A 22570-nucleotide genomic window follows, 5' to 3' on the forward strand; every position below is an offset into this window, starting at 1 on the left:
GCGTCCCGCCTCAGCCGATGCCGACGGCCTGGCCGGCCGGCAGTTCGGGCCGGACGCGTTCCAGGAGGCGGCCCGTCCGGTTCCGGCCCCGGCTGCCGTTGTCGCCCCAGAAGTCCGAGTCCGTGTCGTCGTGGAGCAGGGTCGCGTCTCCCGTGGCCACGAGGACCGCGGCGAGGCCGGGCTGCTGCGCGGACGTGGCGCGCGGCAACCGGGCCATGACCGCCGTGCGGATCCGCCCTCAGTCCTCACGCGGCGGCGCCGTGGCGGGTGAATGCGCGGGGCCCGACGGGGCAGTCGGCAGAGAGAGGGAGCTGTCCGGGGGGGAACGCGCCCGTGCCTGAAGGGAGTGCGCTCATGAACCCCAGTGAACAGAGCGAGCGGACCGAACAGACCGAGCGGACCGGGTGGGCCGGAGCGGCGGAAGCGGCCCGGCCGGGCACGGCGGCGGAAGCGGCCGGGCCGGCCGGATCACCCGGGCCGGGCCCTCGCGTGGTGGTCGGCGTGGACGGTTCTCCGGCCTCGCACGAGGCGCTGCGGTGGGCGGCGCGGCACGCCCGCCTGACCGGAGCGAACCTGGAGGCCTGGGGTGCGTACGACGTGCCCGGAGCGGTGGGCTGGTCGGCGCCGGCCGTGGACGCCGCCTTCGACGCGCAGCACGCCCGGCAGGCACTGACCGACGAGATTCGGACGGCACTCGGCGGGTCCGGCGACGTCGCCCTGGAGGAGCACGTCGTCAGGGGCAACCCCGCCAAGGTCCTGACGGAGGCGTCGGAAGGCGCGGACCTGCTCGTCGTGGGCAGCAGGGGCCGCGGAGGCTTCTCGAGCCTCCTGCTGGGCTCGGTCAGTCAGCAGTGCGCCCTGCACGCCTCATGCCCGGTCGTCATCGTCCGCCCGGGCACGGTCGACGCGGGACGGTGAGGGACGCCCCGGGCCACGTGAACGACCCGGGACGGCCGCCGCACGCGGCGCCCTGGCGAAGGGCGTGCGGCACACCGGCACGGCGCCCGCCCTCCGTGGCGCGAAGGCGTCCCCGGCGGGATGCTGAGAGGAGAAGGGCCGCGCGGTGCTTCCGTGTGGTCGCGGGTACGAGGAGGCGGACCATGACACGGCACCTGGAGTGGAAGGTCGGCGTGGATCTGGTCGAGGAGAACGGCAGGACCAAGGCGGAGGCGCGCCTGGACACCGGTACGTCCACCCTCACCGGACACGGCAGCGCCCGCTGCAACCCGTCGGACGTGGACGTACCGGCCATCGGTGACGAGCTCGCCGCGGGCCGGGCCATGAAGGATCTGGCCGGAAAGCTGATGCGGGAGGCCGACCGGGAGATGGAGGCCGTGGGCGCCGACACCGTGCCGCGGCGCACCGGACCCGGATACGGCTGGCCGGAGGCGGTCGAGTGACGGACCGCCACCCAGCCGTCCGTCCCGGTCCGCCGGTGCCACCCGCACCGGCGGACCGGGCGTCGGCGGGACCGTGCGGGGCCGCTCAGTCCCCGCCGTTCCCCTGCTGGTCCTCGTAGGTCAGCCGGTCCACGACCTCCACCACGCCGTCCACGTCCTCGCAGAGGCGGACGAAGATCGGCGCGAGGCTCTTGCGCGGCAGGGTGCCGCTCAGCGTCACCCTGCCCTCCGCCACGTCGATGTGGAGCGAGGCGGGGGACAGGCGCAGGATGCGGGTGACCACGTCCTCCAGGATCTCCTCCTGGATGGCCCGGTCACGGCGCAGGAACAGCTGGAGCAGGTCGCTGCGGCTCAGCACGCCGATCAGCCGGCCGTCGGGGTCCACCACCGGCAGCCGCTTCACCCGGTGCCGTTCCATGTGCCGGGCCGCCTCCACCGCCGTCCAGGAGGGACGGGCGGTCACCACCGGGCTCGACATCATGGCCTCGGCGGTGCTGGGGCCGTCCTTCGCGGTGTGGCGCCTGAGCAGGTCCGCCTCGGAGACCACGCCCACCGGCCGGTCCGCCTCGTCCACGACCGGCACGGCCGTGATGCCGTACTCGTCGAGCAGCCGGGCGATCTCCTTGAAGGGAGTCCCCCGCTGCACCGCGACCGCGGTAGGCGTCATGAGGTCGGCGACACTGCGGTGCCTCATTGTTGGTCCCGTCCCTTCTTGGCTCCTTTGTCCATGATCCCTCACGCACGACAGCCGATGCCCCGCGGGTCGGTGACCGGGGTGGCGGGGACGGCGGACCGGGCGGTGCCGCGAGTCCGCGGCGCCCCGCCCCGCCCGGCCGCGGACCCGCTGCTCAGTCCGTCCGGCCCAGCACCTCGCGCAGGGCCGCCACCGCGTGCTCGCGGTGCTCGTCGAGCCATCGCACCGCCGCCGTCCCGTCCGCCTCGCCCACCGCCGAGACGACCGCGCGGTGCTCGTGGACCGCCCGCTCCCGGTGCGGGTCCTCGGCGTAGTACAGCGCGCGGTACGCGTCGGTGGCGTCCCACAGGGTCGCGATCAGGCGTACCAGGCGCGGCATGCCCGATGCCTCGATCAGGGTGAAGTGGAAGCGCCGGTTGGCCTCGGCCATGGCCGTGACGTCGCCCGCGTCGGCCGCCCGCTCGACCTCTTCCTGGATCCGCTCCAGCGTGCCGGTCAGCCCGTCCGGCATCCGGGCGAGCGCGGCGCGCACGGCCTCCGTCTCCAGGAGCTGCCGGATCCGGTAGATCTCCTCCAGGTCCGCCAGGGACAACTCGGCGAAGAAATAGCCCCGGTGGACGTGGTGCACCACCAGGCCCTCGGCCTCCAGGGTCTTCAGCGCCTCCCGCAGCGGGACGCGGCTCACGTCGAGCCGCGCGGCGAGGGCGTCCTGCCGGATCGGGTCGCCCGGTCGCAACTCCCCGGTGGTGATGGCGCGTCGCAGCTCTTCCAGGACGAACTGCTGGGCGGTCGGTGGCCGCCGCCGCTCCACGGTGCCGCTCATCGCTGTGTCCCTTCGCGTTCCGCCCGACCCGGCTCCGTGGGTCCGGGCTGCGGCGGTTCCGGCTCCGCCGCTCCCGGCCGCGTCCGTCCTGGCTCGGTCGCTCCCGGCCCCGTGAGTCCCAGCTCCGCCAGGACCTCCGCGGTGTGCTCGCCGAGGCGCGGGGGAGCGGAGCGGTAGGCGGCGGGTGTGGCGCCGAAGGCGACGGGATGGGCGACCTGACCCGGCCCGGCGGCCTCCTCCGGGACGCGCGGGCCGATCCCGAGCCGGTCGGCGAGCGCGAAGGCGCCGGACAGGTCGTTGATCGGGCCGCAGGGCACGCCCGCCGCGGTCAGCTCCTCGAACCAGGCGTCCGCGGTGCGGGTCGCGAGCCGCCCGGACAGGGCGGCGGCCAGTTCCTCCCGGTGCGCGACGCGGGCGGAGTTGGTGGCGAAACGGGGGTCGCCGGCGAGGCCGGGGCTGCCGATCCGTTCGCACAGGGCGCGGAACTGACGGTCGTTGCCGACGGCGAGCACCAGCGGGCGGTCGCTCGCCTCGAACACCTCGTACGGGGTGATGCTGGGGTGCCGGTTGCCCAGGGCGCGGGGCACGACGCCGGCGGCGAGGTGGGCGGAGGCCTGGTTGGTGAGCGCGGAGAGCAGGGAGGTCAGCAGGGAGACCTCGATCCGCTGGCCCTCGCCGGTCCGTTCGCGGTGGCGGAGCGCGGCCAGGACGCCGAGCCCCGCGTGGAGGCCGGTGATGACGTCCACCAGCGCCACGCCCGCCTTGGTGCCGGGGCCGTCCGGCTCGCCGGTGACGCTCATCAGGCCGCCCATGGCCTGCACGAGCAGGTCGTAACCGGGCAGCGCGGCGCCCTCGGCGGAGCCGAAACCGGTCACGGAGCAGTAGACGAGACCGGGGTTGGTGGCCCGCACCCGCTCGTAGCCGAGGCCGAGGCGGTCCATGGTGCCGGGGCGGAAGTTCTCCACGAGGACGTCGGCCCGGTCGACGATCGCCCGGGCGGTCTCCCGACCGGCCGGATCGCCCAGGTCGAGCGCGACGGAACGCTTGTTGCGGTTCACCCCGAGGAAGTACGTGGCCTGGCCGCCGGCGAACGGCGGGCCCCACGCGCGCGTGTCGTCGCCCGTGCCGGGGCGCTCGATCTTCACGACCTCGGCACCGAGATCCGCGAGGAGCATCGTCATGTACGGGCCGGCCAGCACCCGGCCGAAGTCGGCGACGACGATCCCGGACAGGGCACCGCCCGCAAGACCCGCCGGCCCCTCGGCCGCGGCGTCGTCCGCGGGGCCTTCCGGTCGTTCCGCCCGCATACCGCTCTCCTTCGTGGCCCCATGCCGGGGCCGTCGGATCCAGCCGGTCCACGCCGGACCGTACGCTTCGTGATCGCCCCATTCAATACTGGATCCAATATCCGATCTCCCGCTAGGCTGCGGCACGCCGAGTCGTCACTGTCGCCAGGAGGCCGTCCGTGAAGTCGCCGAAGTCCCCGAGTCCCTCGCCCGTCCACCCGCTCGACCTGTTCGCGATCGACGGGCTCCTGACGGACGAGGAGCGGGAGATCCGCCGCACCGTGCGGGCGCTCGCCGACCGCGAGCTGCGGCCGCACGTCGCCGAGTGGTTCGAGGCGGGCGCCGTCCCCGCCCGCGAGCTGGCCCGCACGCTGGGCGGCCTGGGCGTCCTCGGCATGCACCTGGAGGGCTACGGCTGCGCGGGCACCAACGCGGTGGCGTACGGCCTGGCGTGCATGGAGCTGGAGGCCGTCGACTCCGGGCTGCGCTCGCTGGTCTCCGTGCAGGGCTCGCTCGCGATGTACGCGATCCGGAAGTTCGGCTCCGAGGAGCAGAAGCAGCGCTGGCTGCCCGGCATGGCGGCCGGCGAGTACATCGGCTGTTTCGGTCTCACCGAGCCGGACGCCGGCTCCGATCCGGGCGCGATGCGCACCAACGCCAAGCGCGACGGCGCGGACTGGGTGCTCAACGGCACCAAGATGTGGATCACCAACGGCTCCGTCTCCGACGTCGCCGTCGTCTGGGCCCGCACCGAGGACGGCGTCCGCGGCTTCGTCGTGCCCACGGACACCCCCGGCTTCAGCGCGCCCGAGATCAAGCAGAAGCTCTCCCTGCGCGCCAGCGTCACCAGCGAACTGGTCATGGAGGACGTGCGGCTGCCCTCCGACGCGGTGCTGCCCGGGGCCCGTGGCCTGTCCGGTCCGCTCGGCTGCCTCAACGAGGCGCGCTTCGGCATCGTCTTCGGCGCCCTCGGTGCCGCCCGCGACTGCCTGGAGACGGCGATCGCGTACGCGGGCGACCGCACCGTCTTCGCCCGGCCGCTCTCCTCGTACCAGCTGACGCAGCAGAAGCTCGCCGACATGGCGCTGGAACTCGGCAAGGGCATGCTGCTCGCCGTCCACCTGGGCCGCCTCAAGGACGCCGGCACGCTCGCCCCGGAGCAGATCAGCCTCGGCAAGCTGAACAACGTCCGCGAGGCCATCGCGGTCGCCCGCGAGTGCCGCACCATCCTCGGCGCCAACGGCATCACCCTCGAGTACCCGGTGCTGCGCCACGCCAACAACCTGGAGTCGGTCCTCACCTACGAGGGCACCAGCGAGGTCCACTCCCTGGTCATCGGCAAGGCGCTCACCGGCGAGCAGGCCTTCCGCTGAGCCGGCGGGCCGGCCGCGGCCGACCGGCCCGGCCCGGCCGACCGGCCCGCCGGACGGGCCCTGCCGGTCTCAGCCGGCCGTCACCCGGCCTTCACCCGGTCGACGAAGGCGTTGAGGTTGTCCGTCATCCGGGCGACCTGCTCCTCCAGGGTCAGGGACTCCTCGTGCCGCCGGCCGCGCAGCTTCGGCTGCCGCTTTTCCCGTACGTACAGGGGGCAGGCGAGGTCGGCGCAGATGTACGTGCCCACCGTGTTGCCCTCCCGGCCCCGCGCACCCGCGAGCGGGGCCGCGAGCAGGGTCACGCCGGAGGAGGCGTGCGAGGTCAGGCAGATCTGGCACATGCTGGACTTCGTCGCGCTGGTGCGGCCCACCGACGGCACCCGCAGCGTGATGCCGACCGGGCCGTCGGCGCGCGGCACGACCAGGTGGGCGCGCAGCGGCGCGCCCGGGTCGACCCAGCCCAGGAAGTCCAGGTCCTCCCAGGGCAGTTCGGCGAAGTCGAGCGGCAGCCTCATGCGGGCCGCGTCGCCCTTCGTGCAGTTCACGAAGGACGCGCGGATCTGTTTGTCGGTCAGTGGTTCCACCCGGCGACCGTAACCGGAACGCTTGCCCGGGGCATCCGGTTATCGGGCGCCCCGGCCGTTCACGCCCGGATCGGCGGCTGACCGGCCGGCCGGCCCGGAACGCCGGGCGCGACCGGGAAGGACGAGCCCGCGTCCCTCCCGGTCACCACGCTCGACGACGTGGTCACCGACGCACCGGACGAGGTGAGGTCGGTGGCCGGCTGCGACTCGGGACCCGAGGACGGCGTCGAGGGGGTCGTGTCCGAAGGCGTCGCGTCGGACGGTGTGGAGTCCGACGGGGTCGGGGTCGACGTGGACGGTGCCGGCGTGGTCGGGGTGAGCGTCGACGGGCACGGCGAGGGCGTCACGCCGTTGGTGGGCGTCGGCGTCTCCGTACCCGTGATCGTCACGCACGGCACGGGGGACGACGGCGAGGTGGACGGAGAGGTCGACGAGGACGTCGACGGCGACGTCGACGGGGTGTGCGTGGGCGGCGGCGGGGGAGTGGTGTGCTTGTCGTGCTGGTGGCCCTTGCCGCCCGGCTCCCGCGCGATCCACTTGTCGGAGTGCGGGTCGTAGACCACGAAGACGTTGATCACCGTCACGGACGGCTGGACGACGACCACGTTGCCCGACCGGTACCCCGGCCACGCGGCGCCGACCGGCTTCGGCGACTGCTGCGCGACCGGCGCCGTCAGCGGGTTGCCGCAGGCGCACCGCACCCGCGGCACGCCGCGGTCGTCGACCATGACCGCGGTGCCCGCCTGGAGCACCGACTGGTACGAGGTGGCCTTCCCGTCACTGAAGCCGTGGTTGGTCACGCGGGTGTCGACGCGCAGCTGAAGCGTCGTCAGGGAGCGCAGGTAGCCGGGCACTTGGTCGGCCCGGATGCCGAGGACGGAGGCGAAGGCCGCGTTCTTGGCGGGCTCCGAGGCCAGGAAGCGGGCCTGCTGCTCGACGTCGCAGCTGGCCGTGCGATGCGTGCCGCCGTAGAGGCCCGGCGCCGAACCCGTGACGCTGCGCGCCGCGTTGGTCGCCGTGCCGGTCTCGCTGGGCAGCGGCGGCGGGGAGACGGAGGTGCCGTCCGCGCGGGCCGTGGAGCGGGTGAAGGGATCCGGACCGCTCGCGGAGGTGTTCTGCAGGAACACCTCGCCGCCGCCGGACCCCGCCTGGTTGCCGCCGTCACCGCCGTTCCGCGTCGTCAGGACGACGACCAGCGCGATCGCGGCGACCACGATCGCCGTCAGCGAGGCGACCTTGGGCACGGAACGCCACCACGGGCCTCCGCCGCCACCGCGGGGCGCCCCGCCCCCGCCCGTACCGCCACCGGGGCCGCCCGGGCCGCCGCCTCGGCCGCCGCTGCTTCCGCCTCCGCCTCCCCCGCCGCTCGAGCCGTCGTGCGGGGGGCCGGGAGGCGGTGGCGGAGGGGTCTGGCCCGGGCGCGTGCCGGGGCCCGACAGGGGGCCCGAGGGAGGGCCGCTGGGAGGGACCGAGGGCCGACCGGACGGCGGGTGGGAAGTCACGTTTTTCCCTTTCTTCCGTTCCGCGCCCATTGTGTGCGCCGGTCGGGGGTGTCCCGCAAGCGGGAGGGCCGGCGGGCGGGCGGGGAGGGAGGGCCCGGCGGACGGTCCGCAAGCGGTCGGCTGCCGCCGGTACTAGCGTGGGCAGGGTGAGCACCCGGCTCCCCACTCCGCCGACTCCGCCAGGGAGAACCGCGCCCGGCGCCGCCCCAGGCCAGGTGGCCCACGCCGCCGCGTGGGCCCTCGCCGCGGTCGTCGCGGGCTACGCGGCGATGTGCCTCACCGCGGGCCTCGGGCTCTGGGCCGCGGGCGCGGCCGACCTGCCGGGCGGCAGCGGCGCCTTCGTCGCCGTCCTCGCCGCGGTCGTCGTCATGGCCACCGGCGGAGAGGTGTCCCTCTCCGGCGAGGCCGGATCCCTCGCCGGCACCCAGGCCGAACTCACCGCCATGCCGCTCACCGTCACCCTGGTGGGCGCACTCGTCACCGGCGGCGTGTTCCTGCGTCCGCTGCGCCACCACGCCGTCGCGCCGGCCCGCGCGCTCCTCGCCCTGGCCGTGCCCACCGTCGTGTTCTGGCTGGCCGGACTCGGCGGACTGACCGCGCTCGCCCGGCACGACTTCCCGATCAGCCTCGGCGGCACCTCCGAGGACACCGGGGACCTCGGCGACCTCTTCAAGGACCTGCTCGACGCGACCGATCCGAAGGTCGGCTTCACCACGGACGTCGGACCCACGCTCTTCTACGGACTGCTGTGGATCCTCGGCGTCCTCGTCGTCGCCCTGCTCGTCTCCCGCCGGACGCCACTTCCGCCCCGGCTCGTCCGCCACCACCAGGCGGTGCGGCCCGCCGCGTCCGCGATGCTGCTCCTGGTCCTCGCGTACGTGGCCGTCGCCCTGGTCATCGGCGTGGTCGTCGCCGCGACCAGGGGACACGCGGCCGAGACCCTCGCCGTGCTGCTGCTCGGCCTGCCCAACGTGGCCTGGGTCGCCCTCGGCGTCGGCATCGGCGGTTCGTGGGAGGGCCGCGTGGAGGGCCCGTTCGGCCTGCCGATGCCGCAGCTCCTCGACTCCGTGCTGCGCGGCGGCGACGGCGGCAAGGACCTGTCGACCGTCGACCTGTCCGGCCTCGCCGCGTACGACGGGCGCGCCTGGTGGCTGCTGCCGATCGCGGCGGTCCTCGTCCTCGCCGCCGCCTTCCTCGCGGCCGTCCGTTCACCCGCCGGAGTCCCGCTCTGGCGGCACGCCGTGCACGTCGGCGTCGCCTTCGCCGTCACCATGCTGGTGGTCGCCCCGCTCACGAACGTCGAGGCGAGCTTCGGCCTGTCGATCCTCGGCATCGGCGACCTCGGGGCACTCGGCGCGGACGTCGTCCTGCGACCGCACGTCTGGAAGACCGTCGGCCTGGCCCTCCTCTGGGGCCTGGCCACCGGCTTCCTCGGCGCCCTCCTCGCCACCCGCGTCCACCGCCGCGGCGAGGTCCCCGCGGACAAGCCCTGAGCGCTGCGTCCCCGTCCCTGCCACGTGCTCCGCTACGGCGTCGCCGTACAGGAGGTGGTGCCCACGTCGGAGAGCGAAAAGGACGTCCGGGACGTCTTGTCGCCCTGCTGGACGGTCAGCAGGATCTCGCCCTTGGTGTAGTCCGGGAACCACACCGCGTACAGCGTGCGGGCGCCGTTGGCGACCGTGCCGGCCTGGATGACCTTCACGGGCTTGCCGCTGCAGCTCGCGGCCGTCACCCGCCCCCGGTCGACGGCGAAGATCTGCCCCCAGCCGTGGGCGAACGAGGTGAAGAGAGGGCTGACCCTGCCCGGCACGACGGACGGGTTCCTCGGGGTCGTCGCGCACGCCCGTACGTTTACCAGCTCGGGGCCGACCGTCGCATGGCACGGTCGTCCGTCCGCCGTCTCCCAGGTGTACTCCGCCTGGTCGGTGTCCGGCCACGCGTCGACCAGCAGCAGCCCGTCCGGGCCCGCCACGTCGTCACCGCCCGCCTCCGCGAGCGTCTTCGTCAGCAGCGCGCCGGTGCGTTCCGCGACCTCCGCGCGGGTCGGCCCCGACGGGCTCGGAGAGGGCGCCGTCGCGGACGACGGGACCGCGGGGGGCGTGGAGGCGGCCGCCCCGGACTTCCCCGATCCGGCGGCATCCCCGGATCCGCCCGAGCAGCCCGTCAGGACCGCTGCCAGCAGTGCCGCGCCGAACGCCGCACCACGAAAGACGTTACGCATGATTCCCCCCGTCCGCCGATCATCCGTTCGGCGTCACCGCATGATCGCAGCGGCCCGGCCCGGTCGCAATCGCGATCGACCGGGATACGCGTCGACGGAGCAACGGGGCCTGGAGCGGGACGTGACATCCCCGTTCCACGAGCGGGATCACAGCGGACCGTGCCCTCCTTGGCGCGCTCCCCGGTGAGATCCCCCGTGACGATCCGTGCCCTCGCCCACGCCTCGCTTCGCGGCCGCCGTCACGGTCCCAGTGACCGGAAGACCGGACGCGCCCACGCCGGAGGTTCCGGCGGTGGCGTGGGCTGCCACACGTCGCTCCTCACCCGGCTCGTCCGCCCGCCCGCGCCGCCCGCGCGTCCGTCCCGCGCCAAGGCGGCGCGCAGTTCCGTCACGAACTCCAGGCACGTGCCGTAGCGCTCCTCCGGCGACTTCGCCAGCGCGACGGCGAACACCTCGTCCGCCGCCTCCGGCAGACCCGCCCGCTCCTCCGACAGGGGCGGCGGCGGGTCGTACTGGTGCGCCCACAGCAGCGCCATGTCGTCGTCCCTGCGGAACGGCGGCACGCCCGTCAGCGTCTCGAAGACCACGCAGGCCAGGCTGTACACGTCACAGCGCCCGTCCACCGGCTTGCCGGAGATCTGCTCGGGCGCCACGTAGTCGAGGGTCCCCACGAACTGCCCCACGGTCGTGAACCCGGTCAGCGACAGCGACTTCTTCGTCAGACCGAAGTCCGTGAGGTACACGTGCTCCGGGTGGTCCCGGTCCGTGCCCTCGGCCACCAGGATGTTGCCGGGCTTCACGTCCCGGTGCACCAGGTCGTGCGCGTGCGCCGCGTCCAGGGCCGACGCCACCTGCGTCGCGATCCGCCCCGCCGTCACCGGCGGCAGCGGGCCCTCCCGGTCGAGCAGCGCCCGCAGGTCCTGGCCCGGCACGAAGCGCATCGCGATGTACAGCACGCCCTCCGTCTCGCCCGCCTCGAAGACCGGCACGATGTGCGGGTGGTCGATGGCGGCGGCCACCCGCGACTCGTGCGCGAAGCGCTTGCGGAAGGTGTCGTTGCGGGCCAGCTCGGGGGCGAGGAGCTTCAGCGCCACCGTCCGCTCCAGCTTCACGTCGAAGGCCCGGTAGACCACCGCCATGCCGCCCCGCCCGATCTCCTCCTCCACCAGGTAGCCGGCGATCCGCTTGCCGAGCAGCCCCGAGTCCCGGCCGGCCGCGGGCAGGCCCGGATGCGTGTCCGGGTGGACCGCCGGTGCCGTACCCGGCCGGTCGCGCCCGCCCCCTCCGGGCCCGGGACCGGCTCCGCCCCCGGCCGCTTCTCCGGGCGTCGCGCCCCCCGGCGCGGGCGCGGGCCTCATCGGGACTCACCCGGGCCGTCCGGATCCGCTTCCGGACCCGCCGGCTTCGACTCCCGTGGTTCCGGGCCCCGATCCCGTGCTTCCGGCTCCGCGTCCGCCCGCGCTCCCGACCGCTCCGGCATCGGCGGCGGCTCCGATACGACCCTGGTGGCGCCCGGCCCCTCCTCGGTGCCGTTTCCCGGGCCCGGGGACCTTCCGGGGCCTCGCCCCGCGTCCTGCACGAGCTGCGGCACCACCTGCGTCGGCTCGTGCCCGATCGCGACGACGGGCTCGGGCTCTGCCTCCGGCCCGGTCCCGGGGGCCGGTTCGACCGGGCTCGAGGGGGCGCCCTCCGCGGGAGGCGGCTGCGACGGGCCCGCTTCCGGGAAGGCCGGGGACGCGGACACCCCACCCGCCCCGGCACCACCACCCGCCGCACCGGACGCGCCGGGCGCGCCCGCCACGTCCCCCGTCGCCGCGGCCGAGGCATGTGCGACGCCCGCCGGCGTGCGTGCCGCGGCCGACGGGCCCGACGAGGCCGCGTACGTGTGGAGGCCCTCGCCGTCGCAGTACACCCACCGCTCGTGCTCCGCGTCGTACAGCCACACCGACTCGCCGTCGACGACCATCCCGATCCGCAGGCCGCGGGTGCGCTGCCGGAACGTCTCGCCGTCCGCCCTGCCCGCCGCCAGCTCCTCCGCGGCCCGCCGGTAGCGTCCGAGCGCGTCCTCGGCGCGGGCGATCAGCGGACGCGGGTCGGCGGTGCGCGCCGGAGGGCCGCCCGCCGCCGGGGGATCCGCCGGCACGGAGACGAGCAGCCGCGCGTCCACCCACGCGGACCAGCCGTTGGAGCACAGCACCTGGCCCCAGTCGCCCACCCGCTCCGTCAGCTGCACCGGCAGGAACGCGTCCAGCGACGCGGTCGGCAGCTCCGGATCCGGGGCCTCCCAGGCGGGCAGCCCGTCGCGGGGCACCACGTGCGTGGGCCGGAAGCCCGGCACGTACTCCGAGGCGTACCCGGGCGCGTACGGCGAACCGCGGCCCGGCCCGTACGCGGAGCCGTAGCCCGCGCCGTACTCGGAGCCGTACCCCGGCGTGTCATCCGTAGCGGCCACGGGTCTACCTCCGCATCACGACCGGCTCGTGCCGGCGCAGCAGCCGGGACACGACCAGACCGAGGACGACACACAGCACCACCAGCATGCCCATGTCGAAGAGCCAGGCGCCCGCGGAGTGGTCCATCAGCGGGTCGGCGGTCTTCTCGCCCGGCACCGTCGCACCGATGTCGATCGTCGCGCCCATCGCCGCGAACGCCCACCGCGACGGCACGAGCCACGCCAGCTGCTCCAGGACCGGCGTGCCGCTCACCTGGAGCAGCGCGCCGCAGAACACCACCTGCACGATGGCGAGGAGGACGAGCAGCGGCATCGTCACCTCCTCCTTGCTCACCAGCGCGGAGACGAACAGGCCGAGCATCATCGCCGTGAACGCGAGCAGCGCGACGGCGAGCGTCAGTTCCACGAGCGGCGGCATCAGCACGCCGCTGCCGTCGCCCGGCACGTTCAGCGGCACGCCGATCAGCGCCACCAGCGTCAGGACCACCGCCTGCACCACCGTGATCAGGCCGAGGACCAGGATCTTGGACATCAGATACGCGGAACGCGACAGGCCGACGGCTCTCTCACGGCGGTAGATCGTGCGTTCCTTGACCAGCTCGCGCACCGCGTTCGCCGCGCCCGTCAGGACGCCGCCCACGCACAGGATCAGGAGCACGTTCAGCGTCGACTCGGGGTTGAGGCTGCCCTCCGACAGGGCCCGGGCCATGGCACCCATGACGAAGGGCAGCGCCACCATGATGGCCAGGAAGGTGCGGTCGGCTGACAGTGCCGCCGCGTACCGCCGGACGAGGGTACGGACCTGGGAGCCCCAGCTCTGCGCCTTCGGCGGCGGGGCCGGCCCGGGCTCCGCCGGACCAACGGCGACCGGCGCCGGTCCCGGCCGTACGGAGGGGTCGTCGATGTACTGCCGGTGGAAGCGCGAGGTCCGGTACTGGCCCGCCCAGTCGCGTGCGCGGTCGTTCTCGAACGCCTCGAACGCCTCCGGCCACTGCGCGAAGCCGAAGAAGTCCAGGCTGTCGGCGGGCGGGCCGTAGTACGCGACCCGGCCGCCGGGCGCCAGTACCAGCAGCCGGTCGCACACGTCGAGGCTCAGCACGCTGTGGGTGACGACGATGACCGTCCGCCCGTCGTCGGCGAGACCGCGCAGCATGTGCATCACCGAGCGGTCCATGCCCGGGTCCAGGCCGGAGGTCGGCTCGTCGAGGAAGAGCAGCGAGGGTTTCGTCAGCAGCTCCAGGGCCACGCTCACGCGTTTGCGCTGGCCGCCGGAGAGGCTGTGGATCGGCTGCCCGGCCCGCTCCTCGAGCCCCAGCTCCGTGATCACCTCGTCCACCCGGGCCCGCCGCTCCGCGGGCGCCGTGTCCTCGGGGAAGCGCAGCTCGGCGGCGTAACCGAGGGCCCGGCGGACGGTCAGCTGGAGGTGCAGGATGTCGTCCTGGGGGACGAGCCCGATGCGCTGGCGGAGCTCGGCGTAGTCGCGGTAGAGGTCACGCCCGTCGTAGAGGACGGTGCCGCGGTCGGCGGGCCGCTGCCCCGTGAGGGCGCCGAGCAGGGTCGACTTGCCCGCGCCGGACGGGCCGACGACCGCCAGCAGGCACTTCTGCCCGACGGGGAAGGACACGTCGTCGAGGAGGGTCTTGTGGCCGTGGTCGACGGTCACGGCGAGCCGCTGCACGTCGAGGGAGACCTCGCCGGTGTCGGTGAACTCGACCAGGCTGGCGCCGATCAGGCAGTACGCGCGGTGGCCGATGCCGACGATGTCCTCGGGGGTCACCCGTGCCTCGCCGACCGGACGGCCGTTGAGGAAGGTGCCGTTGTGGCTGCCGAGGTCACGGATCCAGTACGTGCCGTCCGGCGCCGCCCGCAGCTCGGCGTGACGGCGCGAGACGGTCAGGTCGTCGACGACGAGGTCGTTGTCGGGCGCGCGGCCGATCAGGATGCTGCGCACCGGCAGGGGCCGCACGGACGTCGGCTGCCGGAAGGTCCCGGTGAGGGCGGGGTACGAGACGGAGGAGGGCCGGGGCGGACCGCTCCCGGCGGGCGCGGGCGCGGGCGCGGATGAGGCTGCTGGGGCCGACGGCGGTGCCGGTGCCGGTGCTGGTTGTGGGGCCGGCGGCGCTGGGGGCGGTGGCGGTGCGGCTTCCGGCGGCGCTGCCGGGGCCGGCTCGGGCGGTGTGGCCGGGGGCGCCTGCTGCGCTTCGGGTGCGGGCGGTGCATGACCCGTCCGGGGCTGTGCCTGATCCGTCCGCCCCGCCTGTCGCGCCGCTTCCTGCCCGTCCGGAGCCGGACCCGCCGGGAGCAGCATGGCACGGGGGCCGTCCAGGGGGTGCCCGAAGCGGATGATCGTGCCAGGGCCGACCGTGCTGAGGGCCACCCGGTGGTCGTCGGCGAAGGTGCCGTTGGTGCTGCCCTCGTCTTCGAGCGTCCAGTGGCCGCCGACCGCCCGCAGGATCGCGTGGTGCCAGGACGTCCGGGCGTCGGCGAGGACGACATCGCTGGTGGGGTCGCGTCCGATGCGATAGACGCGACCCGGGTTCATCACGGTCGCGTCCCCGTTGATCTCGAGGACCAGCTCGGGCGCGACGGGCGCGCCGGGACGCTCTCCCATGCGTTGATCCTAACGTCGCGCGCCGCCGCCCGCCCGGGCGGGCGGAAGGACTCACGGGACGACGCGGGGGCGGTGGAACCCGGCCGGATGGGGGCGCGGGGCGCCGGTATCGTGGGCGGCCGGCCGGGCCGGGGGAGGGGTCGGACCGGGCCCGTCGGGCCCGCACGCCGCGACCGGACGGCGCGCCGACCCGGACGCGCCGACCGGGAGACACCACCGCCCCCACCCGGCACCGCACCCGGCCACGGCCCCGGCCCGCGGCCACGGCCCTGACCCGCGGCCCCGGCCACGGTTCACGCGCACGAGCACGCCCATGACCACGCCCACGCCCATGACCACGACCGCGCAGCAGGAGGAACCCACCCGTGTCCAAAGGTGTCGCCCAGAGCCGTTCCCGTACCCGCGCGGCCCTCCTGCGGGCGGCCCTGGAGACCTTCGCCGAGCACGGGTTCCACGCCACGTCGATCGAGCAGATCTGCGAGCGCGCAGGCTTCACGCGCGGCGCGTACTACTCGAACTTCGCGAGCAAGGAAGAGCTCTTCCTCGCGCTCTTCGACGAGCACGGCGACCGGATCGTGCGGCGCCTCGCCGAGGCGATCGACGCGCTCGGGCCCGAGGACCACACGCCGGAGCGGCTCGCCCGACTCGCCTCGCGGGTCGAGCCGGACGAGCGCGACTGGTACCTGGTCAGCACGGAGTTCACCCTCCACGCCATCCGCGACCGGCAGGCGGCGTGGGTGCTCGCCCGGCACGACGCCCGACTCCGGGCGGAGATCGCCCGGGGCCTCGAACGGGTGCTGAGCCGGGCCGGACGCGAACTCACCGTGGACGCCGACCGGTTCGCCCGGCTGATCGTCGCCCTGCGCGAAGGCGGCCTCGCGCAGAGCTACGTCGAACCCTCCGAGCTCCCGCCAGGAACCCTGGAAGGCGCCTTCCTGGCGCCGCTGCTGGAGTCCGTGACCCGGCCCGCCGCCCCCCGTCCCGACGAGCGGTAGGACCGGTCGGCTCACACCCGCGGAGCCCCGAACCTGGCCAGCAGGTGCCAGACGCGCTTCACGTCCTGCCGGTCGTGCCGCCCCGACTCGGCCGCCTCCTGCACGATCCGCGGGTCCAGCCACCCGTCCACGGCCAGCGCGGCGCCCAGCTCCACGTACCGCGGTCCCCGGAAGTCGGGATGCCGCCGCAGCTCGGCGACGGAAAGCCGGAAGCCGGCGTGCCACTCCACGGCGCAGGGCAGCCTGCGGGCGGCGGCCTCCACCTCCGTGCCGCGGAACGAGGGGTCGAGCACCAGCGCCTCCACGTCCGCGCCGATCTCGACCCGCCCGTGCACCTGCGCCTCGACGTAGTCGTCGAGCGCGTCCTGGCCGTCGGCGAGGGCGAGCTCGATCAGTGCGGCCGCCCGCTCCGCGACGCCGAAGTGCTCGGGCTCCAGGAAGCTGTCCGGATAGCAGAAGGTCGTACGGGCGAGGGTGGCGGGCGTGAGCCGCAGGTGGGCGGAGCCGAACCGGGGCGCGGCCCCGTACGGCCTGCGGCGGTGGTCCAGCGCCCCGTACACCGGCCGCTCGTGCGGCGGGGCGTCGTCGTAGGCGCCGCCGAAGATCCGGCTCTCCCAGCGCCAGCGGTCGCCGCCGGGGCGCGCGGTGAGCCCGCCGTTGCCGGTGCCGGTGACGAACTGCGAGCGGTAGACCCCGTCCTCGGCGAGCCGGTCGAGGAAGGTGGGATGGAAGTTGAGGGTCACGCGAAGGCTGGGGTCGACCGGGCCGCCCGTGGCGCGGGCGGAGACGTGGGCGAGGGCGCGGCGGGGCCGGGGCAAGAGATCCATGGCGCAGTCTGACGCAGGTCGGGACCTTGCGGCAGCCGGTTTTCGCTCGCTACGGTCAGTGCAGAAAGCGCTTGCTGACGGCGGCGCTTGGACTCGGGGACACCGACGGCAGGGGAGTGGCGGCACGTGCGCAGCAGCAAGGGGAGGGACGTCCTCGTCTTCACCCGTACCGCCGGATACCGCCACGACTCGATACCCGCCGGGGCCGCCGCGCTCGCCGGACTCGCCGTCGCGGCCGGGCTCACCGCCGAGACCACCGAGGACCCCGCCGCGTTCGCGCCGGACCGGCTGGACCGGTGTGCCGCCGTCGTGCTCCTCTCCACCACCGGGACCGTCCTCACCGACGCGGGCCGCGCCGCCTTCGAGGCGTACGTGCGGCGCGGCGGCGGTCTCCTCGCCGTCCACGCCGCCGCCAACGCCGAGCCCGACTGGCCCTTCTACGGCGAACTCCTCGGCACCCGCTTCGCCGGTCACCCGCCGCTCCAGCCCGGCACCGTGTGCGTCGACGACCCCGCCCACCCGGCCACCGCCCCGCTGCCCGCACGCTGGTCCTGGACGGACGAGTGGTACGAGTACGCCACCCATCCCCGGGCCTCCGGCGTCCACGTCCTCGCCCGCGCCGACGAGGCCGGCTACCAGGGCGGCACCCTCGGCGCCGACCATCCCCTGGTCTGGTGCCGGGAGGCCGCGCCCGACCGCGGCCGGGTCCTGTTCACCGCCCTCGGCCACGCCACCGAGGCGTACGCCGACCCCGTCTTCCGCGCCCACCTGGCGGGCGCGCTCCAGTGGGTGACCGGCTTCTGACCGGCCGCCGGGCGGTGTGGTGTGCCGTTCGCCGTCACCCCGCCGCCCCGCCCCGATTTGCGGGCCGCGCCCCGCGGCGGAAGGTTGACCGTGGGGGAGCCTGCGGACCGGGGCTCCAGGTCAGGAGGAGACGACATGGCAATCGCCACCGTGAACCCGGCGACCGGCGAGACACTGCGAACGTACGAGGGCCACGGCCCCGCCGAGGTCGAGCGGCGCGTCGACGCCGCCCACGAGGCCTTCCGCCAGTACCGCACCACGTCCTTCGCCGAGCGCGCCCGGCTCATGAAGGCCGCCGCGGCCCTCCTCGACGAGGACGCCGAGGACATCGCCCGCACGATGACCACCGAGATGGGCAAGCCGATCGTCGCCGCCCGCGCCGAGGCGGCCAAGTGCGCCAAGGCCATGCGCTGGTACGCCGAGCACGCCGAGGCACTGCTGGCCGACGAGCACCCCACCGAGCACGACGTCCAGGACTCCGGCGCCGACCTCGCCCGCGTCCACTACCGTCCGCTCGGCCCGGTCCTCGCCGTCATGCCGTGGAACTTCCCGCTGTGGCAGGTGATCCGCTTCGCCGCCCCCGCGCTGATGGCCGGCAACACCGGACTCCTCAAGCACGCCTCCAACGTGCCGCAGACCGCCCTCTACCTCGGAGACCTGTTCCGCCGCGCCGGATTCCCGGCAGGCTGCTTCCAGACGCTCCTCATCGGTTCCGGCGCCGTCGAGGGCGTCCTGCGCGACCCCCGGATCGCCGCCGCGACCCTCACCGGCAGCGAAGGAGCCGGCCGCTCGGTCGCCGCGATCGCCGGCGACGAGGTCAAGAAGACCGTCCTGGAGCTGGGCGGCAGCGACCCGTACATCGTCATGCCCTCCGCCGACCTGCCCCGGGCCGTGAAGACCGCCGTCACCGCCCGCGTGCAGAACAACGGCCAGTCCTGCATCGCCGCCAAGCGCTTCATCGTCCACCAGGACGTCTACGACGACTTCGCCGAGCGCTTCACCGCCGCCATGAACGCCCTCACCGTCGGCGACCCCCTGGACGACGACACCGACGTCGGACCGCTCGCCACCGAGCAGGGCCGCGCCGACCTGGAGGAGCTCGTCGACGACGCCATGGCCAAGGGCGCCACCGCCCTGTGCGGCGGCAGCCGCCCGTCCGAGCTGCCCCGCGGCTGGTTCTACCGTCCCACCGTGCTCACCGGCATCACGCCGCAGATGCGCGTGCACCGCGAGGAGACCTTCGGGCCCGTCGCGACCCTGTACCCGGTCGGCGACATCGAGGAGGCCATCGCCGTCGCCAACGACTCGCCGTTCGGCCTGAGTTCGAACGTCTGGACCCGTCGGGACGAGGACGTCGCCTTCTTCGTCCGGGACCTGGAGGCGGGCGGCGTCTTCGTCAACGGCATGACCGCCTCCCACCCCGCGCTGCCGTTCGGCGGCGTGAAGCGCTCGGGCTACGGCCGCGAGCTCTCCGGCCACGGCATCCGCGAGTTCTGCAACGCCACCACGGTCTGGCAGCGCGCCTGAGACCGGGACCCGCCCGGACCCGCCCGTTCCCGGGCCCGTCCTCGGCCGCCGGGCCCGAAGCTCAGGCCGACCCGGAGCTCAGGCCCGCGTCCAGGCGAGGAGTTCGTCCGCCGGCCAGGTGTTGATCACCCGGTCGGCAGGCACGCCGCACTCCTCCGCCCGCGCGCAGCCGAAGATCTGCCACTCCAGCTGGCCGGGCGCGTGGGCGTCCGTGTCCACCGCGAAGTACACGCCCGCGGCCACCGCCTGCCGCAGCAGCCTGCGCGGCGGATCGCGCCGCTCCGGCCGGCTGTTGATCTCCACCGCCGTACCCGACTCCGCACAGGCCGCGAACACCCGCTCCGCGTCGAACTCCGACTCGGGGCGCAGCCGTCCGCCGCTCACCAGCCGGCCCGTGCAGTGACCGAGCACGTCCATCAGCGGATTGCGCACCGCGCGCTCCATCCGCCGGGTCATCGCCCGCGCGTCCATCCGCAGCTTCGAGTGCACCGAGCCGACCACCACGTCCAGCCGGTCGAGGAGCTCGGGTTCCTGGTCGAGGGAGCCGTCCTCCAGGATGTCGCACTCGATCCCGGTGAGCAGCCGGAACGGCGCCCACTCCTCGTTCAGCCGTGCCACGACGTCCAGTTGCTCCCGCAGACGTTCCGGCGAGAGGCCGCGCGCCACCTTCAGACTCGGCGAATGGTCGGTCAGGACCGTCCACTCGTGACCGAGCCCGGCCGCCGTGCGCCCCATGTCCTCGATGGTGCTGCCGCCGTCGGACCAGTCCGAGTGCACGTGGCAGTCGCCGCGCAGCGCCGCCCGCAGCTCCTCGCCGCCGTCCGCCTCGGGGACCGGGATCTCCCGCTCCAGGTGCTCCAGATACTCCGGCACCCGCCCCGCCAGCGCCTCGCGCACCACGGCCGCCGTCTTCGGGCCGATGCCCTTCACCGCCTCCAGGGTGCCGGCGGCCGTGCGCCGCGCCACCTCCTCCGCGCCGAGCGCGGTCACGGCCGCGGCCGCCGTACGGAAGGCGCGGACGCGGTACGTGGGGGCCTGCGAGCGCTCCAGCAGGAACGCGATCCGCTCCAGCGCCGCCACGGGATCCATCGCCGCACCACCTTTCGTAAACCTGCCGGTCCTCTGCCCGTTCGTGGGCCGGCCCGTCCATCGGTCGGTCCGTCCGTGGGCCGGCCCGTCCGTCACCGCTTCCGTCCGCTCACCCGCCCGCCTCCGTAGGCCCGCCCACCCGTCCGTCACCGCTTCCGTCCGCTCACCCGCCCGCCTCCGTATGCCCGCCCACCCGTCCGTCCGTCAGTTCGGCGTCGGGGCCGAAGCCGAGCCGGCGTTCGGCGCCGGGAGGTCCGAGGGCGGTGGTCCGATCTCGCACCACACCGCCTTGCCCTCGCCGCGCGGTTCCACGCCCCACCGCGAGGCGATGGCGTCCATCAGGAGCAGTCCGCGGCCCGAGGTCGCCGCCTCGCCCGGTGTGCGCCGCCGCGGCCACGCGCTCGACCGGTCCTGCACCGAGAGCCGGACCCGCCGTACCGGCTCGGGCAGCACCTCCAGGGTGAGCACCGCGCCGCCCTCGGTGTGCAGCAGCACGTTGACGAGCAGCTCGCCCGTCAACAGCTCCGCGTCGTCCGCGAGTTCGGACATGCCCCAGTCGACCAGGGCCTGGCCCACCGCGGCCCGCGCGTCCGACAGGCCCTGCGGGTCGGCCTGGTGGATGTACTGGTGGATGCGGGGCGCCTTCGGCGTGCCCGGGTCCGGGCTGCGGCGCAGTACGAGCAGCGCGACGTCGTCGCCGGAGCCCCAGCGTTCCCACAGCCGCTCCGAGAGGTGGTCGGCCAGCGCCTCCGCCTGCGGCGGGCCGCTGCTCACGGCTTCGGCGAGTGCCGCGAAACCCGCCTCGATGTCCGTTCCGGGCTGCTCGACCAGGCCGTCCGTGCACAGCACGAGCGTCTCGCCCGGCACCAGGTCGAGCCGGGTTTCCGGGAACTCCTCGTCGCCGAACACCGTCGCGAGCCCGAGCGGCAGCCCGCCCCGCAGCTTCGGCCGGCCCACCCGGCCGTCCGTGTGGCGGATCAGCGGCCCCAGGTGGCCCGCCCGGACGCCGCGGACCGTGCCGCCGACCAGGTCCACCTGCGCGTACGTGCAGGTCGCGAAGCGGTTGGTGTCCAGCTCGGCGAGGAAGCGGGAGGCCCGGGCCAGGACCGTGGACGGCGCGTGGCCCTCGCCCGCGTACGCCCGCAGCGCGATCCGCAGCTGGCCCATGATCGCGGCGGCGTGGGTGTCGTGGCCCTGCACGTCGCCCACGACCACCCCGACCCGGCCGCGCGGCAGCGGGATCACGTCGTACCAGTCGCCGCCGACCTGCCGCCCGCTCCACGCCGCGTGGTACCGCACGGCGATCTCCCCGCCGGCGATCTGCGGGATCCGGCGCGGCAGCATCGTCGCCTGGAGCCCGGTCGCCAGCTCCCGCTCCTCGTCGAAGAGGATCGCCCGCTGCAGCGACTGCGACACGATCGCCGCGAGTCCGAGCAGCAGATTGCGTTCGTCGGCGTTGAAGTTGCTGCGGCGCCGGTAGAACAGCGCCATGCCGCCCAGGGTGCGGGCCTGCGCCACCAGCGGCAGGTAGCAGGCCGAGCGGAACGGCATCCGGGTCACGTACGGTGCGAGCTCCGGGAAGTCCTGTCCCAGCGTCGCGAACGAGGGCACGAACCGCGGTCGCCCGCTCAGCACCGCCTCCGCCAGCGGCAGCCCCTGGTCGAGCCGCCGGGTGCGGAAGTCGTCGAAGGCCTCGAGCGACTCGCCGCTCAGCGCGATGATGTTGAGCGAGCCGTGCTCCACCAGGCCGAGCGCCAGTCCCTCCGCGCCGAGCCGCGCGAGCCCGCCGGGCCCGGTCAGCGCGGCCGTCACGTCGTCCACGGTCACCGCCCGCGACAGCGCGTGGGTGGTCCGCTCGACGATGGTGGTCTGCACCTCGCGGCGCTTCTCCAGGTCCAGGACGAACGCCGAGTGCGTCACCTCCGCCGTCGCGTCCCGCACGATCCCCACGATCCGGTGCGCCATCCCGCCGCCCCGGCGCAGGATCCGCGCCTGCACGTGCGTCCATTGGGGTGTACCGTCCGGCTGCTCCAGCCGGACGTGCGCCGTGTACGAGGACCTGCCGCCGGTGATGGCGTCGCGGATCACCTGTTCCAGTCGCAACCGCTCCGCCGGGTCGAGCCCGCGCACGAGCGTCGTGGGGCGCCCGTCGAACTCGTGCGGGGAAACACCGAAGACCAGCAGTCCCGCGTCGTCGACATCGATGGTGCCCGTGTCGAGGTCCCAGTCGAAACTGCCGGTACGGTTCATGGCGAGGCGCTCGGTCGGCCCGATCTCGCCGCCGCGCGTGCTCCGCTCGTCATCGGTCATCCCCTCCATTGTCGAACCGGCACCCCGCGCACGCCATGGCGCGGACACCGCCACACGGGTGGATTCGGCAGA

Annotated in this window: 20 protein-coding genes; 7 read left to right on the forward strand and 13 right to left on the reverse strand. The window is 74.6% G+C overall.

The window, feature by feature from the left end; genetic code table 11:
- Window positions 1-10: 10 nt before the first annotated feature.
- The gene (locus ESG85_RS14700; RefSeq protein ID WP_128979356.1) at window positions 11-217 is read right to left on the reverse strand and encodes an NADAR family protein; all 207 of its coding nucleotides are present in this window, start codon (window positions 215-217) and stop codon (window positions 11-13) included.
- Window positions 218-354: 137 nt separating this feature from the next.
- Between ESG85_RS14700 and ESG85_RS14705 the strand changes: the two genes are divergently transcribed.
- Together ESG85_RS14705 and ESG85_RS14710 are read left to right on the forward strand one after the other, a co-directional pair.
- Entirely contained in the window at window positions 355-918 is a 564-nt protein-coding gene (locus ESG85_RS14705) for a universal stress protein (protein WP_181019037.1), read from the forward strand.
- A 182-nt stretch (window positions 919-1100) separates the two neighbouring features.
- The gene (locus ESG85_RS14710; protein WP_128979358.1) at window positions 1101-1400 is read left to right on the forward strand and encodes a DUF1876 domain-containing protein; all 300 of its coding nucleotides are present in this window, start codon (window positions 1101-1103) and stop codon (window positions 1398-1400) included.
- Window positions 1401-1485: 85 nt separating this feature from the next.
- Here ESG85_RS14710 and ESG85_RS14715 read toward each other — a convergent pair whose 3' ends face one another.
- From ESG85_RS14715 to ESG85_RS14725, 3 genes are all read right to left on the reverse strand, one after another.
- A complete protein-coding gene (locus ESG85_RS14715) occupies window positions 1486-2094 on the reverse strand; it encodes a CBS domain-containing protein (RefSeq protein ID WP_128979360.1) in 609 nt (202 codons plus the stop codon).
- 154 nt (window positions 2095-2248) lie between these two features.
- Window positions 2249-2917 carry a GntR family transcriptional regulator gene (locus ESG85_RS14720; RefSeq protein WP_128979362.1) on the reverse strand — a complete coding sequence of 223 codons (669 nt, stop codon included), beginning with the start codon at window positions 2915-2917 and terminating at the stop codon, window positions 2249-2251.
- Window positions 2914-4224, reverse strand: coding sequence for a CaiB/BaiF CoA transferase family protein (locus ESG85_RS14725; protein WP_128979364.1), 1311 nt, complete (start codon window positions 4222-4224; stop codon window positions 2914-2916). Before ESG85_RS14725 ends, ESG85_RS14720 begins: the two co-directional genes overlap by 4 nt.
- A 158-nt stretch (window positions 4225-4382) precedes the next feature.
- On the opposite strand from ESG85_RS14725, the gene ESG85_RS14730 reads away from it, so the two are divergent.
- Entirely contained in the window at window positions 4383-5576 is a 1194-nt protein-coding gene (locus tag ESG85_RS14730) for an acyl-CoA dehydrogenase family protein (RefSeq protein WP_128979366.1), read from the forward strand.
- 80 nt (window positions 5577-5656) lie between these two features.
- On the opposite strand, the gene ESG85_RS14735 is transcribed toward ESG85_RS14730, so the two are convergent.
- Together ESG85_RS14735 and ESG85_RS14740 are read right to left on the reverse strand one after the other, a co-directional pair.
- Entirely contained in the window at window positions 5657-6160 is a 504-nt protein-coding gene (locus tag ESG85_RS14735) for an FBP domain-containing protein (RefSeq protein WP_128979368.1), read from the reverse strand.
- A 59-nt stretch (window positions 6161-6219) separates the two neighbouring features.
- Window positions 6220-7662 (reverse strand): DUF6777 domain-containing protein, encoded by a 1443-nt coding sequence (locus tag ESG85_RS14740; RefSeq protein WP_342781347.1) that lies wholly within the window; start codon window positions 7660-7662, stop codon window positions 6220-6222.
- 137 nt (window positions 7663-7799) lie between these two features.
- Between ESG85_RS14740 and ESG85_RS14750 the strand changes: the two genes are divergently transcribed.
- Complete coding sequence (locus ESG85_RS14750) at window positions 7800-9155, forward strand: streptophobe family protein (protein ID WP_128979370.1); 1356 nt, start codon at window positions 7800-7802, stop codon at window positions 9153-9155.
- 32 nt (window positions 9156-9187) lie between these two features.
- Here ESG85_RS14750 and ESG85_RS14755 read toward each other — a convergent pair whose 3' ends face one another.
- The 4 genes from ESG85_RS14755 to ESG85_RS14770 form a co-directional block, all read right to left on the reverse strand.
- Complete coding sequence (locus ESG85_RS14755) at window positions 9188-9883, reverse strand: hypothetical protein (protein WP_128979372.1); 696 nt, start codon at window positions 9881-9883, stop codon at window positions 9188-9190.
- Window positions 9884-10122: 239 nt separating this feature from the next.
- The gene (locus ESG85_RS14760; RefSeq protein ID WP_128979374.1) at window positions 10123-11241 is read right to left on the reverse strand and encodes a serine/threonine-protein kinase; all 1119 of its coding nucleotides are present in this window, start codon (window positions 11239-11241) and stop codon (window positions 10123-10125) included.
- Window positions 11238-12335, reverse strand: a complete 1098-nt coding sequence (locus ESG85_RS36930; RefSeq protein WP_425471232.1) for a hypothetical protein — start codon at window positions 12333-12335, stop codon at window positions 11238-11240. Before ESG85_RS36930 ends, ESG85_RS14760 begins: the two co-directional genes overlap by 4 nt.
- Window positions 12336-12339: 4 nt before the next feature.
- The gene (locus ESG85_RS14770) at window positions 12340-14946 is read right to left on the reverse strand and encodes an FHA domain-containing protein (RefSeq protein ID WP_128979376.1); all 2607 of its coding nucleotides are present in this window, start codon (window positions 14944-14946) and stop codon (window positions 12340-12342) included.
- Between the two features lie 365 nt (window positions 14947-15311).
- Between ESG85_RS14770 and ESG85_RS14775 the strand changes: the two genes are divergently transcribed.
- Window positions 15312-15941 (forward strand): TetR/AcrR family transcriptional regulator, encoded by a 630-nt coding sequence (locus ESG85_RS14775; RefSeq protein ID WP_128979378.1) that lies wholly within the window; start codon window positions 15312-15314, stop codon window positions 15939-15941.
- An 11-nt stretch (window positions 15942-15952) separates the two neighbouring features.
- Here the strand turns inward: ESG85_RS14775 and ESG85_RS14780 are convergent, their stop codons facing one another.
- Window positions 15953-16768: a DUF3626 domain-containing protein gene (locus tag ESG85_RS14780; protein ID WP_128979380.1), complete on the reverse strand. Its 816-nt coding sequence runs from the start codon at window positions 16766-16768 to the stop codon at window positions 15953-15955.
- 126 nt (window positions 16769-16894) lie between these two features.
- Between ESG85_RS14780 and ESG85_RS14785 the strand changes: the two genes are divergently transcribed.
- Both ESG85_RS14785 and ESG85_RS14790 read left to right on the forward strand, forming a co-directional pair.
- A complete protein-coding gene (locus tag ESG85_RS14785; RefSeq protein WP_128979382.1) occupies window positions 16895-17572 on the forward strand; it encodes a ThuA domain-containing protein in 678 nt (225 codons plus the stop codon).
- Between the two features lie 135 nt (window positions 17573-17707).
- A complete protein-coding gene (locus ESG85_RS14790) occupies window positions 17708-19099 on the forward strand; it encodes an NADP-dependent succinic semialdehyde dehydrogenase (RefSeq protein ID WP_128979384.1) in 1392 nt (463 codons plus the stop codon).
- A 78-nt stretch (window positions 19100-19177) separates the two neighbouring features.
- On the opposite strand, the gene ESG85_RS14795 is transcribed toward ESG85_RS14790, so the two are convergent.
- Together ESG85_RS14795 and ESG85_RS14800 are read right to left on the reverse strand one after the other, a co-directional pair.
- Window positions 19178-20188, reverse strand: coding sequence for a PHP domain-containing protein (locus tag ESG85_RS14795; RefSeq protein ID WP_128979386.1), 1011 nt, complete (start codon window positions 20186-20188; stop codon window positions 19178-19180).
- A 204-nt stretch (window positions 20189-20392) separates the two neighbouring features.
- Complete coding sequence (locus ESG85_RS14800) at window positions 20393-22498, reverse strand: SpoIIE family protein phosphatase (protein WP_128979388.1); 2106 nt, start codon at window positions 22496-22498, stop codon at window positions 20393-20395.
- Between the last annotated feature and the right edge of the window lie 72 nt (window positions 22499-22570).

It is taken from the genome of Streptomyces roseicoloratus (genome assembly GCF_004117935.1).
In the GTDB taxonomy this organism is placed as follows: domain Bacteria; phylum Actinomycetota; class Actinomycetes; order Streptomycetales; family Streptomycetaceae; genus Streptomyces; species Streptomyces roseicoloratus.

Coding starts and splice junctions, on each gene's coding strand:
- ESG85_RS14700 (WP_128979356.1), bottom strand. CDS start 217: ATGGCCCGGTTGCCGCGCGCCACGTCCGCGCAGCAGCCCGGCCTCGCC.
- ESG85_RS14705 (WP_181019037.1), top strand. CDS start 355: ATGAACCCCAGTGAACAGAGCGAGCGGACCGAACAGACCGAGCGGACC.
- ESG85_RS14710 (WP_128979358.1), top strand. CDS start 1,101: ATGACACGGCACCTGGAGTGGAAGGTCGGCGTGGATCTGGTCGAGGAG.
- ESG85_RS14715 (WP_128979360.1), bottom strand. CDS start 2,094: ATGAGGCACCGCAGTGTCGCCGACCTCATGACGCCTACCGCGGTCGCG.
- ESG85_RS14720 (WP_128979362.1), bottom strand. CDS start 2,917: ATGAGCGGCACCGTGGAGCGGCGGCGGCCACCGACCGCCCAGCAGTTC.
- ESG85_RS14725 (WP_128979364.1), bottom strand. CDS start 4,224: ATGCGGGCGGAACGACCGGAAGGCCCCGCGGACGACGCCGCGGCCGAG.
- ESG85_RS14755 (WP_128979372.1), bottom strand. CDS start 9,883: ATGCGTAACGTCTTTCGTGGTGCGGCGTTCGGCGCGGCACTGCTGGCA.
- ESG85_RS14760 (WP_128979374.1), bottom strand. CDS start 11,241: ATGAGGCCCGCGCCCGCGCCGGGGGGCGCGACGCCCGGAGAAGCGGCC.
- ESG85_RS14770 (WP_128979376.1), bottom strand. CDS start 14,946: ATGGGAGAGCGTCCCGGCGCGCCCGTCGCGCCCGAGCTGGTCCTCGAG.
- ESG85_RS14780 (WP_128979380.1), bottom strand. CDS start 16,768: ATGGATCTCTTGCCCCGGCCCCGCCGCGCCCTCGCCCACGTCTCCGCC.
- ESG85_RS14790 (WP_128979384.1), top strand. CDS start 17,708: ATGGCAATCGCCACCGTGAACCCGGCGACCGGCGAGACACTGCGAACG.
- ESG85_RS14795 (WP_128979386.1), bottom strand. CDS start 20,188: ATGGATCCCGTGGCGGCGCTGGAGCGGATCGCGTTCCTGCTGGAGCGC.
- ESG85_RS14800 (WP_128979388.1), bottom strand. CDS start 22,498: ATGACCGATGACGAGCGGAGCACGCGCGGCGGCGAGATCGGGCCGACC.